The sequence below is a fragment of the Bradyrhizobium sp. USDA 376 genome (assembly GCF_054063675.1).
In genome coordinates this window covers 8,468,835-8,481,703 of record NZ_JBSSGN010000001.1, presented here as the reverse complement: position 1 = coordinate 8,481,703, position 12,869 = coordinate 8,468,835, and the positions used below count along the sequence as shown (strand labels likewise).

The 12,869-nt window shown below is 62.5% G+C and carries 9 protein-coding genes and 1 tRNA gene; 5 read left to right on the top strand and 5 right to left on the bottom strand.

What is annotated here, in order from left to right:
- Window positions 1–42 precede the first annotated feature (42 nt).
- The 3 genes from ACVJ19_RS39870 to ACVJ19_RS39860 all read right to left on the bottom strand — a co-directional run bounded on the left by ACVJ19_RS39870 (window position 43) and on the right by ACVJ19_RS39860 (window position 4,036).
- Window positions 43–972: a histone deacetylase family protein gene (locus ACVJ19_RS39870; protein ID WP_211409783.1), complete on the bottom strand. Its 930-nt coding sequence runs from the start codon at window positions 970–972 to the stop codon at window positions 43–45.
- A gap of 137 nt (window positions 973–1,109) precedes the next feature.
- A complete protein-coding gene (locus ACVJ19_RS39865; protein WP_453954513.1) occupies window positions 1,110–2,765 on the bottom strand; it encodes a bifunctional metallophosphatase/5'-nucleotidase in 1,656 nt (551 codons plus the stop codon).
- 512 nt (window positions 2,766–3,277) lie between these two features.
- Window positions 3,278–4,036, bottom strand: coding sequence for an enoyl-CoA hydratase-related protein (locus tag ACVJ19_RS39860; protein ID WP_453954511.1), 759 nt, complete (start codon window positions 4,034–4,036; stop codon window positions 3,278–3,280).
- A gap of 113 nt (window positions 4,037–4,149) precedes the next feature.
- On the opposite strand from ACVJ19_RS39860, the gene ACVJ19_RS39855 reads away from it, so the two are divergent.
- From ACVJ19_RS39855 to ACVJ19_RS39845, 3 genes are all read left to right on the top strand, one after another.
- Window positions 4,150–4,362 (top strand): hypothetical protein, encoded by a 213-nt coding sequence (locus tag ACVJ19_RS39855; RefSeq protein WP_453954510.1) that lies wholly within the window; start codon window positions 4,150–4,152, stop codon window positions 4,360–4,362.
- Window positions 4,340–5,587: an MFS transporter gene (locus tag ACVJ19_RS39850; protein ID WP_453954508.1), complete on the top strand. Its 1,248-nt coding sequence runs from the start codon at window positions 4,340–4,342 to the stop codon at window positions 5,585–5,587. Before ACVJ19_RS39855 ends, ACVJ19_RS39850 begins: the two co-directional genes overlap by 23 nt.
- A gap of 131 nt (window positions 5,588–5,718) precedes the next feature.
- Window positions 5,719–6,675 carry an IS481 family transposase gene (locus ACVJ19_RS39845; RefSeq protein ID WP_453948050.1) on the top strand — a complete coding sequence of 319 codons (957 nt, stop codon included), beginning with the start codon at window positions 5,719–5,721 and terminating at the stop codon, window positions 6,673–6,675.
- A 192-nt stretch (window positions 6,676–6,867) separates the two neighbouring features.
- Here ACVJ19_RS39845 and ACVJ19_RS39840 read toward each other — a convergent pair whose 3' ends face one another.
- Complete coding sequence (locus ACVJ19_RS39840; RefSeq protein WP_453954507.1) at window positions 6,868–8,643, bottom strand: acyl-CoA dehydrogenase; 1,776 nt, start codon at window positions 8,641–8,643, stop codon at window positions 6,868–6,870.
- Window positions 8,644–8,908: 265 nt separating this feature from the next.
- On the opposite strand from ACVJ19_RS39840, the gene ACVJ19_RS39835 reads away from it, so the two are divergent.
- Together ACVJ19_RS39835 and ACVJ19_RS39830 are read left to right on the top strand one after the other, a co-directional pair.
- Window positions 8,909–8,983: transfer RNA gene (locus ACVJ19_RS39835), tRNA-Gln, on the top strand.
- A gap of 98 nt (window positions 8,984–9,081) precedes the next feature.
- Window positions 9,082–11,061 carry a hypothetical protein gene (locus ACVJ19_RS39830; protein ID WP_453954506.1) on the top strand — a complete coding sequence of 660 codons (1,980 nt, stop codon included), beginning with the start codon at window positions 9,082–9,084 and terminating at the stop codon, window positions 11,059–11,061.
- A 489-nt stretch (window positions 11,062–11,550) separates the two neighbouring features.
- Here the strand turns inward: ACVJ19_RS39830 and ACVJ19_RS39825 are convergent, their stop codons facing one another.
- Window positions 11,551–12,564 (bottom strand): CarD family transcriptional regulator, encoded by a 1,014-nt coding sequence (locus ACVJ19_RS39825; RefSeq protein WP_453954505.1) that lies wholly within the window; start codon window positions 12,562–12,564, stop codon window positions 11,551–11,553.
- Between the last annotated feature and the right edge of the window lie 305 nt (window positions 12,565–12,869).

Sequence of the window (12,869 nt, the reverse complement as noted above, 5' to 3'; positions counted from 1 at the left end):
TGCAGTGAAGGCGGGTTTTGCGGGCTTAATGTGGCGGGTCCGTCAGGCGCCCATCAGGGCGCCGACATGCGCCGTAACAGATTCTTTCAGTCCTTGCAGGTCATAGCCGCCCTCGAGCACCGAGACAACGCGGCCTCCAGCAGTCTTGTCGGCGAGATCCATCAGCTTGCGCGTGACCCAGGCATAATCCTCCGCGCGCAGGTTCAGCGAAGCCAGCGGGTCGCGGTAATGCGCATCGAAGCCCGCCGAGATGATGAGCAGCTCGGGGCTGAATTTTTCGAGCTGCGGCAGGATCAAATTCTCGAACGCGGAGCGGAACTCAGGGCCGCCGTCTTCTGACGCCAGCGGCGCGTTGACGATGGTGTCGTGGTCACCGCGTTCGCTCTTCGCGCCGGTGCCCGGAAACAGCGGCATCTGATGCGTCGAGCAGTACATCACGGTCGGGTCCGACCAGAAGATGTCCTGCGTGCCGTTGCCGTGGTGCACGTCGAAATCGACGATGGCCGCGCGCTTGATGCCGTATTTGCGCTGCGCATGGCGCGCGGCGATCGCGACGTTGTCGAAGAAGCAGAAGCCCATCGGCTTGCCGATCTCGGCGTGATGGCCCGGCGGGCGCACCGCGACGAAAGCGTTGCGGTGCTCGCCTGCCATCACGGCTTCGGTCGCGGCGACCGCGCCGCCGACGCCGCGCATCACCGCCTCCCACGTGCCCGGGGACATCGAGGTGTCGCCGTCGATATAGACCTGGCCGCTGGTCGGCGCGATGTGGCGCAGCTCGGTGACGTAGTGCTCGTTGTGGCAGAGCGTGACGAGGTCGAGATCGCCTTCCGGCGCCTGGTCGCGAACGAGAAACTGGAAACGCTCGTGCGACAGCGCTTCCTCCACCGCGCGCAGGCGGTCCGGTCGTTCGGGGTGTCCCGGCGGCGTGACGTGGTCGAGGCATGCCTTGTGGGACAGGAGAAGCGTGCTCATCAGGTCGGCCTCATGGGATGTGGCTCTTGACGTCGCTTGACGCATCCGGCGCCAAAACGCAATGCCAAACCCAATCTATCTATGCGCTTGGACGGGAATGGCAAAGGGTTGTCCCGTTCCGGCCCGTTTGATTCGGATCAATTCACGCGCAGGATGCGAGTCGGAGGCAGCGGGCCGATCGGCCCGTGCGCCCGAAAGAAGGCGAACAGCGCGTCGGCGTCGTAGCCGCCATATTGCGGCGCCGAGCCCTGCTTGGCGACCGTGAATCCGTCGCCGCCGACGGCGAGATAATCGTTGAGGGTGACGCGGTAGCCGCTGGCCTGCTCGATTGGCCTGCCGTTGAGCGTCATCTTCTCTGCCATCACGCGCTCGCCGAACGGCTTCGAGCTGTCCCAGGTATAGCTGAACCCGTTCGACACCTGCAGGATCCGCGGCCGCTTCGGATCGAGCCATTGTTGTTCCAGCATGTCCTTGAGCTGGCTGCCCGTGAGCGTCATGGTGACGAGACGGTTGCGAAACGGCTGGCTGGCGAAGACATCGCCGAACGTTATCGCGCCGTTCTCCTTCGGGACGATATCGGTGCGGATGCCGCCGGGATTGGTGAGCGCGATGACGGCGCCGCCATCCCTGGCGTCCCTGGTCGCAGCGAGCTGCGCATCCGCGATGACATCGCCGAGCGCGCTTTCGCCGGCCTCGTTCGGAACGCGCGACAGCGTCTGCGTCACCGATCCGGCCGGCCGGTTGGCGATCGGCGCCGAAAGCTTGTCATAGGCGTCGATCAATGCGGTCTGGTCGGGGTCCTTCGCGAGCGAGGCATTGGCGACGATGACGTTCTCGGCCCTGGCACCGACGATGTCGCGCGTTGCCGGGTCGAGCTTGAGGTCGATCGCCGTGACCAGCGTGCCGTATTTGTCGCCGCTGGTGACGAGCCGCCCGTCGATATCGCAGACATAGGCGCGATGGGTATGGCCGCTGACGACGACGTCGACCGCGCGGTCGAACTTTTTCACGATATCGACGATCGGCCCCGCAATCGCAGGGCATTCGTTGTAATCGCCTGCGGGCTCGCCGCCCTGATGGATCAGCACCACGATCGCCTCGACGCCGCGCGCCTTCAGCTGCGGCACCAGCGCGTTCACCGTCTCGGCCTCGTCGCGGAATTCGAGCCCTGCGATGCCTGACGGCGAGACGATGCCTGAGGTCTCCTTCAGGGTCAGTCCGATGAAGGCGACAGGGATGCCGTCGAACTCCCTGATCTCGTAAGGCGGCAGCACGCTCTTGCCGGTCGCGGTCTCGATTGTGGAGGCCGCGAGATAGTGGAATTTGGCGCCGGTGAAGGGGTGCGGCCCCTGGCAGCCGTCGAGCGGATGGCAGCCGCCGTTCTGCATGCGCAAGAGCTCGGTCTTGCCTTCGTCGAATTCGTGGTTGCCGACAGAGGTGATCGCAAGCCCCATCATCGAGAGCGACTCGATCGAGGGCTCGTCGTGAAACATCGCCGACAGGAACGGGCTCGCCCCGATCAAATCGCCGGCGGCAACGAAGATCGTGTTCTTGTGCCCTTCGCGCAGCTGCTTGACCAGCGTCGCCAAGTACTCGGCGCCGCCGGCCGCGACCATCACCTTCCTGGTCTTGTCTTCGGGATCATTGATGCGGATGCCGCCCGGCGGCGGCCGCAGATTGCCGTGAAAATCGTTGATCGCGAGAATGCGCAGCTCGACAGGTGCGGCGGTCTGGGCAGAGGCGGGGAGGGCGCAGGTCAGCGCGAGTGCGGCAAGGATGGATCGGTATTGCATGGAACGAGACTAGTCGTTTCGCGCGAAGATTTCACGAAGCCTTTTGTTGAAGCACGCGCGTGCCGCAAGCTCCCACCCGCCCCTTGAGGGGGCGGGTCGGTTCGCATGGAATGCGAACCGGGGCGGGGTGACAGACTATCCTTGCAGAAGGTGCTGGAGAGGTTTGCGGATTCTCTGGAGGCGTCGGTGAGAGTCTTCGCGTGGCTCACCCCACCCCGCTCGCGCTTCGCGCGAGCGACCCTCCCCCTCCAGGGCAGGGCTATCGCAGATGGCTTCTTGGTGACGGCCAGAGCAAGCGCCTCGTCCTTCGAGACGACCGCTCCGCGGTCTCCTCAGGATGAGGCTAAGCAGCATTGCCCCCGTTGAAATTGCTGCCGCGCACTCCGCCCTCATCCTGAGGGCCCGCCATCGGCGGGCGTCTCGAAGGATCCGCTGCGGGCGAGCTATCCGCCACGCATCTTCATATGCGATAGCCCTGCCCTCCAGGGGAGGGTGGAAGCCGCGTCCTTACCTCATCGCTTCTTCCTGTTCGCAAAGGCGTTGAACGCAGCGATCGCATCGTCCGATTTCAACCGTTCGCCGAACAGATGGGCCTCCCGATCGATGCGGCGGGTCAATTCCTCCGGCGGGGCGCGCAGCAGTTTGCGCGAGGTCGCGACCGCCTCGGCCGGCAGCCGGCAGATCTCGCGCGCCACCTTGCGCGCCTCGATCTCGGTGTGTCCCGGCGAGACCACGCTGTTGACGAAGCCGGCGGCTTCCGCTTGCGCAGCGGTGAAGGTCCGCCCCATCACCAGCATCGCGAAGGCGCGCTGGTACCCCATCGTATTCGGCATCAGGAGGCTGGCCGCGCCGACCGGCACGAGCCCGAGATGGATGTAGGGCGCGGAGAACGTCGCGGCTGTCGAGGCGAGCACGTAGTCGCAATGAAACAGCATCACGGTGCCCATGCCGATCGACGCACCGTCAACGGCGGCGATGATCGGCTTGGTGTTGAGGGCGAGCGAATAGAGAAACTTGGCGCCGTCCGACAGCGTCTCCGGCCGCGCTGCGTCGGCATGGAGAAAATCGTCGATATCGTCGCCTGCGGTGAACACGCCGGAGCCGCCGGTGATGATCATGCAGCGGATATCGGGATTGTTCTGCGCGGTGTCGATCGCCCGGCTCATCTCCCGATACATGTCCTGCGTGATCGCGTTCTTCTTGCCGGGGCGGCGCAGCGTGATCACGCGCGTTCCACGCTCTTCGGTGACGACGATATTGCCGTTCGGCATAACACCCCCTGCGGTCGCCGCGACGCTTGCATTTGGCGAGTCTCGCAAGCGTCAGCCTACATCATCTTGCTGGCGTGCCAATCCGCCCGCTCCACCTTTTCGAGAGCGATCCCGTGAGCCCGGCGGATGACACCGCTGTCATGACTCTCTTCCGTCCGGGAACCGCACCGCATCATACCGGTTGTATCGCTTCGCACAGGCAGTTGCGCAATGCAACAAATGGCTACAATGTTTCATTTGAAAAACCGGTGGTTGTAGGGCACGATTATCTCATGTCGTTTCCTTTGATCGATTGCGCGATTGATGATTGCCGCAACAAGCGTTGACGAATCTTCGCTGTCCTATCGCGGCTGGCGCGTCGTGCTGGCCTGCTTCCTGATGGCCTTCTTCATGTTCGGCTTCGGCCTCTATGGCCAGGGCGTCTATCTCGCCGAGCTCCAGCGCGCCCATGGCTGGCCGGGCACGCTGGTCTCCGCGGCCAGCACCTTCTCGTTTCTCCTGACCTCCGTCCTCGTCATTTTCACCGACGATCTGCTCAACCGCATCGGGCTGCGCTCGCTGATCCTGTGCGGGCTTTCCGCGCTGGGCGCCTCGACCGTGCTGCTGGCGCTGATGCAGACGCCCTGGCAGCTTTATCTCGCCTATGCGCTGATGTCGGTCGGCTGGACCGGGATGGGCACCGTGGTGATCGCAACCGTGCTGAATTCCTGGTTCGACCGGCGCCGCGGCCTCGCGCTCAGCCTCGCATTCAACGGCGCGACCTGCGGCGGCATCATCCTCGTTCCGCTGCTGCTGTCCTTGACCGGCAGCATAGGCTTCCGTTCGGCGATGCTGGGGGCAACGATCGTGATGGTGGTGCTGGTGCTGCCCGTGGTCGTCGGCTTCATCGGCTGGCCCGGGGGAACGTCGTTGGCATCGGGGGGACGACCGTCCGGTGCCGGCACAGCCGCGCCGGCCCATTCGCGCAAGGCGCTGCTCGCCAATGCGGCGTTCTGGACCATGGTGCTGCCGATCGCGATCGCGCTGCTGGCGCAGATGGGATTCATCATCCACCAGGTGACGTTCCTCGAACCGCTGATCGGGCGTGCCAGCGCGGGTTTTGCCGTGACCATCATGGCGGCAATGGCGGTGGTCGGGCGCCTGTCACTCGGCCTGTTCGTCGACCGGCTCGATCCGCGGCTCGCCTGCGCGGCGTCGATGACGAGCCAGGCGGCCGCGCTCTTCGTGCTTCTCCAGAGCACGAGCCCGACCGTGCTGCTGGCGTGTTGCGCCGTCTACGGCTTCTCGATCGGCAACATGATCACGTTCCCGCCCCTGATCATCCAGCGCGAGCTCGGCTCCGCCGCCTTTGCCGCCGCGATGGGATTGGGCACCTCGATCAGCGGCGTCGTCAGCGCCTTCGGCCCGGGCATCGTCGGCCTCGTGCGGAGTTTTACGGGGAGCTACACGACGGCGTTTGCGATGTGCGTTGTGCTGGATCTCGTGGCGGCGGGAATCGTGCTGTGGCGGCCGGGGAAGAGCGGGGCGCAGCGAGGTATGTCCGAAAGTTGAGAGTTGGCGAAGTGCGCGCCAAATATTCCGCTGTCGTCCCGGCCTAGTTGTGGTCTCTCAGGAGGTTGTCCATCTGGTCTGAACCGAGGAAGCTGAGGTTGCGAAGCTTCAGTGTTCCAAGGAGAGACCAGATGAACGTGCACAAGAATGCGCCTTTGACGCCCAAAGGTCGAGAGGCGATGGTCCGAAGCGTGGTGCAAGGCGGGCTGAGCCAAGCTGGCGCGGCCGACCTGTTCAATACGACGCCGAAGACGGTCGCCAAATGGGTCAAGCGGTTCCGCGCGGAAGGTGTGGAGGGATTGCGTGATCGCTCCTCCAGGCCCCTTTCATCGCCAAGCCAAACCCCGGTCGCCACGTGCACCGCTGTGGAGGCGTTGCGCCGGCAGCGCCACACCGGCAAACAGATCGCTGCCGAGGTCGAGGTGTCACCGGCCACCGTCAGCCGCATCCTGCGCCGTTTGGGATTAAACCGGATACGCGACCTGGAGCCGGCCGAACCGGAGCGCCGCTATGAGCGCGAGACGCCCGGCGAGATGCTCCACATCGACATCAAAAAGCTCGGGCGTTTCGAGCGTGTGGGCCACCGCATCACCGGCGATCCGAGTGGTCCGAACAAGAGCCGTGGCGCTGGTTGGGATTTCGTCCACGTCTGCATTGACGACCATTCCCGCGTCGCGTTCTCCGAGATCAAGCCCGACGAGACCGCGGACAGTGCTGTTCCTTTTCTCAAGGCGGCTGTGGCTTATTACAAAAGCCTCGGCGTCACCGTCACGCGCGTCATGACCGACAATGGCAGTTGCTACCAGTCCTTCGCCTTCCGCGACGCTTGCCGGGACCTCGGCATCAAGCATATTCGCACCAAGCCCTATACACCCAGAACAAACGGCAAGGCCGAGCGCTTCATCCAAACCGCGCTTCGCGAATGGGCTTATGCCAAAGCCTATCCAACATCAGATCGGCGCGCCCAAGAGCTGCCGTTCTGGCTGCACCAATACAACTGGCACCGGCCCCACGGTGGTATAAAATCTCAAACGCCGATCAGCAGGCTCGGTTTGACCGAGGACAACCTCTTGAGGCTCCACACCTAGTGCGCAATTGCGCACGGGGGCCGGGACCCATACCGCGTGATCTATCGATGGAGTCTCGATCGCAGTGCCGCAGGAAGACCGCTCAACTACGAATCTTCGTCAAACGACTGCTTGTGGTTATGGGTCCCGGCCCCCGTGCGCAATTGCGCACTAGGCCGGGACGACACCGAGTGTGTGGCGAGTGCCTTCCAGCTACAGCAACACCGCGTCCGCCGCCGCGACCGACTCCGCGCTCTCCGTCACGGTGCGCTCGAGCGCGCCGGCCTGCACGGTGATGTTCTCGGCGAAGAAACGCGCGAGCGAGACGTAGCGCGCGGCGTCCGTATTGCCGTCGGCTTTCGCGGCGAGCGCCTCGGAGGCGAGCATGCAGCCGCCGAGCGTGGCGCCGAACTGTTGCAGATACGGTGTTGCGCCGGCCAGCGCCTCGTTCGGCGCCGAGGCGACGCGCTCCAGAAGCCATTTGCTGGTGCGCCTCAAAGCCTCCAGCGCCTCGCGCAGCTTGGTGCCGGTGGTGCCGAAAGCGGGATCGTTGGAGGCTTCGACCTGTTTGACGGTGGCCAGGAGCTCGTCGAGCAACGCCCACACGGTGGCGCCGCCATTGGCCGCGAGCTTGCGCGTCACGAGGTCGATCGCCTGGATGCCGTTGGTGCCCTCGTAGATCGCGGTGATGCGCGCGTCGCGATAATGCTGGGCCGCGCCCGTCTCCTCGATGAAGCCCATGCCGCCATGCACCTGCACGCCGAGATAGGCGACCTCGTTGCCGATGTCGGTGGAATAGCCCTTGGCCATCGGCGTCAGCAGCGCCGCGCGTGCGGCCGCATCGGCGCGCACCTTCGGATCCCTCGCGCGGATGGAGACGTCGAGCGCGACCGCGGTGGCGTAGCAGATGGTGCGCGCGGCGGCGGTCTGCGCCCGCATCCGCATCAGCATGCGCTTGACGTCGGGATGCACGAAGATCGCGTCCGAGCCTTCGCCCTTCTTGCCGATGGCGCGGCCCTGCTTGCGCTCCTGCGCATAGGCGAGCGCCTGCTGATAGGCGCGGTCGGCGACGCCGACGCCCTCCAGGCCGACGCCGAGCCGCGCCTGGTTCATCATCGTGAACATGCAGCGCATGCCCTGGTTCTCTTCGCCGATCAGGAAACCGATGGCGCCGCCATGATCGCCCATGGTCATGGTGCAGGTCGGCGAGGCATGCATGCCGAGCTTGTGCTCGACGCCGCTGGCGAAGATGTCGTTGCGCTGTCCCAGCGAGCCGTCGTCATCGACCATGAATTTCGGCACGAGAAAGAGCGAAATCCCCTTGGTGCCCGCGGGCGCGTCGGGCAGGCGTGCCAGCACGAAATGCACGATGTTGTCGGTCATGTCGTGCTCGCCATAGGTGATGAAGATCTTCGTCCCCTTGATGCGGTAGGTGCCGTCGGCCTGCTTTTCGGCGCGGGTGCGCAGCGCGCCGACGTCGGAGCCGGCCTGCGGCTCGGTCAGCTGCATCGTGCCGGTCCATTCGCCCGAGACGAGCTTTTCGAGATAGATTTTCTTCAGCTCGTCGCTGCCATGGGCATCCAGCGCCTCGATCGCCGAGGCCGTCAGCAGCGGGCAGAGGCCGAAGGCGACGTTGGCCGCGCTCCAGATCTCGGTGCAGGCGGCGTTGATCGCCATCGGCAGGCCCTGGCCGCCGAAGTCCTCAGGCCCCGACACCGCGTTCCAGCCGCCCTCGGTCCAGCGCTTGTAGGCATCGGGCCAGCCCGGTGCAGTCGTGACCTTGCCGGCATCCAGCTTGATGCCGTGCTCGTCGCCGATCTTGTTGAGCGGCGCCAGCACGTCGGTTGCGAACTTGCCGGCTTCCTCCAGCACGGCGGCCGCAATGTCGGCGTCGAAATCACCGTAATGGCCGGCGTCCACCGCCGCCTTCAGGCCGGCGCCATGGTTGAGCGACAGCAGCATGTCAGAGATCGGCGCGCGGTAGGTCATGGTTCACTCCCCGGGGACTGGTCTTGGCCGCGGTATTCCATGAAAAGCCGGCAGTCTCAACTGCCGGGACGCCGGACGGATCGGCTCCGGAACAGGGCCTCCGCCCGGGTTCTATAATTATAATAGAGTGTGTCGCCGCCGATCCCGGGGGCTGTGGTATTTTGCCCCTCCAGGCGGTTGAAATGCGGTGCCGCACCCTATAGACCGGCTGCGACCCAAGGGAATCTGCGGTAGCCGGTTCTTCCGCCGTCCCGAGGTCGCCTGTTGGGGCGTAGCCAAGCGGTAAGGCAGCGGATTTTGATTCCGCCATTCGGAGGTTCGATCCCTCCCGCCCCAGCCAGTAAATGCCTAACCCATTGAGAAGATTCGACCTCCCGGCATCGGCTGGGGAGGCGATCGACGACTGTATCACGCGCCTGTAGCACAGGAGATCAGTGTGTGCGCGTGATTCAGTATGTCTTCCGACGCGGGGCCGTCTACTGGTGGCGGCGACGGCTTCTCAAGAAAACCGGGGAGGGAGAACTCACGCCGGTTGCGATCAGCTTGAGAACGCGTGACCTTTCCAAGGCGCGTACCATTGCTGCCCATCTGGCCGTGGCGAGTGATGGCATCTTGCGCCAGGAGGGAAGGGACGTGCTATCGCCTGTACAGGTTCGATCGATGTTGGAGTCCGTTGCGCGCGCTCACCTGGCGAAGCTCGATCGGCTGGCAATATTGGAAACGGCCGACGGCATCGCGGCGGAGGATGGTCGCGCATCCGATCGCGTCATGGGTTGGGTTAGGCGCCTCCAGGCGTCCCAAGGCATCGCGGCAAGGGTCGGCCCGGCCGAACGCGGCTTCCTAACCACCAACGGCTTGACCGAGGAGGAAATCGAAGAGGTCGATTGGACGCTCGATCTCCTGCGGAAGAGTTCGCGCGGCGGTTTTCCGCGCCAGAAACTCATCGCGTTGTTGGAAGGTTGCGGAGCGCCCCAGGGACAGGGCGATATCCAGCAGGCCGAGCGGATCTATTACCGCGGACAGGCCGCGGCCTTGCTGTCGGTCGACCGGCGATGGTCAGGCGAGTATCGAGAAGACGACAAGCTGGTCGAACAGCTTCTGTCGGCCAATGAGAACGCTTCGATTGCGATAGTAGACGCCGACCAAGTTCCGCGGGAGCATCCTACAACATCGGGCGCAAAAGAGACTGTAACGGTACCGACGCCGCGGGGCGATGTTCCTTTAGCTCTGGCCTCCGCTCATCAGGAGGCTTCAATTACCGAACTGGCCGAAAAACTCATCAACGAAAAGGCCAAGCTTGGAGAGTGGAATAGCAAGACCCAGCGACAAGTTCGCTCCCTTGTCGCGACCTTTGTCGAGATGATCGGCAATGATCATGTGCGCTCGCTCGCCCAGAGCCGCGTTGCGGAATATCGTTCGCTCCTGCTCGCTCTGCCGCGAACCTACGGCAAGGGCCAGAATGACCGGAACATTCCTCTAGCAGTCTGGCTCGAACGAGCGAAAACGCTGCCGGAAAATGAGGTCGGGCGCGAGTCGGGTACGCTTAATCGCCACCTTACGCAGCTTCAGGAGGTCCTCGTCTACATCGAAGCGTGCGGTCACAAGATTCCCGAGTTTTCTGGTGTTTCAAAACTGTTGTCTAAGAAAAAGGGCCGGGCTCGCGACGAGCGCAATCCATTTTCTCCTGAAGATCTCGCTGCGATTTTCCGCCAGCCGCCGTGGACAGGATGCCAAAATCTCGAAAATCGGCTGGTCCCGGGGGCAATGATTTATCACGACGCTCTGTCGATCGTGCCTTACCTTGCAAGATATACGTTAGGGCGCCGAGAGGAACTCTGCGGGCTCGATGTTGAAGATGTGCTGGAGGAGGATGGCATCCACTACATCTTTATTCGTCCAAACGAACATCGAACGTTGAAGAACCCGCAGTCAAAGCGGAAAATTCCGCTGATCGGCGAAGTAGCCCGCCTCGGATTTCTCCGCTACCACGCGGAGATTAAAGCTCTTGGCTACAAGCTGCTGTTCCCTGAGCTTCGCGCGGCAAGTGATCGCACACCCTTGGGTGATGTCTTCTATGGTGACTGGATCAAGGTTCAAGATGCTGCGGTCCCAAAAGCCGCCGAAGAACGCAAGGTTTTTCATTCATTCAGGAAGGCAGGCGGGGCAGATCTGAAGCACGCGGGTGTCGTCTCTGAACTGAGAGCCGATATTCTTGGGCATGGCGGCGAGAACATTACAGAAGAACGATACGCAAGTACGGCTAAGCTGCATCAGATGCTTGAGGCGCTTCAGAAGCTCCCAATAGTGACCGCGGGAATTGAAACGAGGCAAATTTGTCTCCGGCGAGACGTTCTGAAGAAGAGTGCACGCCCGTCCGCTCGCCCCAGAAGGAAAATTAAGAGAGCAGAGGAATCATAATCCTGGGGGTTGGGGTTCGAGTCCTTGCCCCGCTACCAGATCCAGCGTACCCTTTGATTTTCCATAGTTGGCCGATCGAAGTACGAAGTCTGCGGAAGAGTTGTTGGCGCGGATGTCGAGCAAGGTCGACGAGCTGTGCGCCGAGAGAGACCGGCTAGTTGGCAACTCCCGCCGCAGATATGAAGGGAAGGACAAGTTCATCCTCCGGCCGCAAATTCGCATCGGCGGGAAGCGGAGCTGACGCTCTGGGCTCACCTGATCCTCTCAAGTGCTACGACGAAAAGGCGGACAATCCGCCATGGATAGTCGATACGTACACGGCCGGTCGTAAAGTCACAAAACACCCGCGTTCGCACAGACTATGCAGGTTTCCACGTCAAGGGCGTCTTTCTACTGAGCGCGTCCTAGGGTGCGCCCTCAAGGGCGACCGTTGAAATTGCTAGCGTGGGATCCATGGCCCCAGAGTAATTTTGTCGGTGAGGCTGTTTGCTATATCGCGGACCACTGGCGCGGCCTCGCAATGAGGATGGACTCAATGTCTCGGACAGCTTCAGCCTCGGTGATGCGATGGACCACTGAAATTTCTCGGGCAAGCCGATCAACCGCAGCGTCGTAAAGCTGGCGCTCAGCATATGACTGACCCGGATTTATTGCTGGCCGGTACAGATCCCGAGCCACTTCCGCGAGGGCAATGATGTCTCCAGAGTTGATTTTTGCGTCGTACTCTTGAGCGATTCGAGACCAATCGCCTTTGGGAACGTGAGGTTTGGAGCCGAGCACAAGCTGTGCCCGATTGATCAAGGTCGGATCGGACAGCTTACGCATCCCAACGTTGGCAATCTTTGCAGTCGGCACGCGCAAGGTCATTTTGTCTTTGACGAAGTTGATCACGAAAAGCTCGAGTTTGGCACCGGCAATCTCTTGTTCTTCAATAGCGAGGATCTGCCCAACGCCGTGAGCCGGGTACACCACAAATTCATTGGATCTGAAGCCGTGACTCTGCGCGGCCGGTCCGACGAGAGAACTAGCGTCGGCTAGAGGCATGCCGCCACCTAAGTGTTCTCGATATAGCCGAAGTATTTCAGAGCGATCCGTGCCGCGTTCGGCGAATGCAAATAGCAAGGCGTCGCCGCCTTTATCCATCATCTTCTGACGCAAACGGAGCACCGTTTCGGCTGCCGCAATTCCCGTTTCATCCGCAGGAAGCCGTACGAGATGGCTGACTAGTTCTAACGGCGAGCGGCCCGCAACCTTGATTTCTTCGATTCCCTTGCCGATTTCCGCGTATAGCGAGGCGCGACTGATAGCGCAAAGCTCCAGCACTTCTTTGATCGAGTAAGCCATCTTCTGCGGCAACTCAGGGGCCGGTAGCGGTGACGGCCGGGTCTCCTGGTTCTGTTGGACTTCCCGTAGAGGGGGACAAAGCATTATGTCCTCAAGGAGATCTACTGCTTGGCGCACATGATTGAATAGTTCGCGCACCTGCGCATCGCGATTGCGCATCGGTTTTCCTCTCTCTGTACTGAAGAAGAGCTACGGTGTCGTTGAGGTCGCCGTGGTGAGCGCAGGCTGCGGCGCTATGATGACCGTCCGGGTGGGGTAATTGCAATTGCGCCGCCGGCGCCCGTTAATACCGACCCGCTCGAGAGCAAGTATAAGGCGCCATTGTAGTTACGGTAACGGTGTCGTTGCCACCGTTGCATTCCAGTTTACGTAGCCGTCGCAATCGTCCCAGGCGTAGTGGCCGGTCGCGTCGATCGTTCCCGGTCGAAGGCCGTCGCTGGGGGAGCAGACGCTAAGAGGAATGC

What these genes read in the sequence shown, in the direction of transcription:
- ACVJ19_RS39870 (WP_211409783.1), bottom strand. Translation starts at nt 972, where the DNA reads ATGAGCACGCTTCTCCTGTCCCACAAGGCATGCCTCGACCACGTCACG.
- ACVJ19_RS39865 (WP_453954513.1), bottom strand. Translation starts at nt 2,765, where the DNA reads ATGCAATACCGATCCATCCTTGCCGCACTCGCGCTGACCTGCGCCCTC.
- ACVJ19_RS39860 (WP_453954511.1), bottom strand. Translation starts at nt 4,036, where the DNA reads ATGCCGAACGGCAATATCGTCGTCACCGAAGAGCGTGGAACGCGCGTG.
- ACVJ19_RS39850 (WP_453954508.1), top strand. Translation starts at nt 4,340, where the DNA reads ATGATTGCCGCAACAAGCGTTGACGAATCTTCGCTGTCCTATCGCGGC.
- ACVJ19_RS39845 (WP_453948050.1), top strand. Translation starts at nt 5,719, where the DNA reads ATGAACGTGCACAAGAATGCGCCTTTGACGCCCAAAGGTCGAGAGGCG.
- ACVJ19_RS39840 (WP_453954507.1), bottom strand. Translation starts at nt 8,643, where the DNA reads ATGACCTACCGCGCGCCGATCTCTGACATGCTGCTGTCGCTCAACCAT.
- ACVJ19_RS39825 (WP_453954505.1), bottom strand. Translation starts at nt 12,564, where the DNA reads ATGCGCAATCGCGATGCGCAGGTGCGCGAACTATTCAATCATGTGCGC.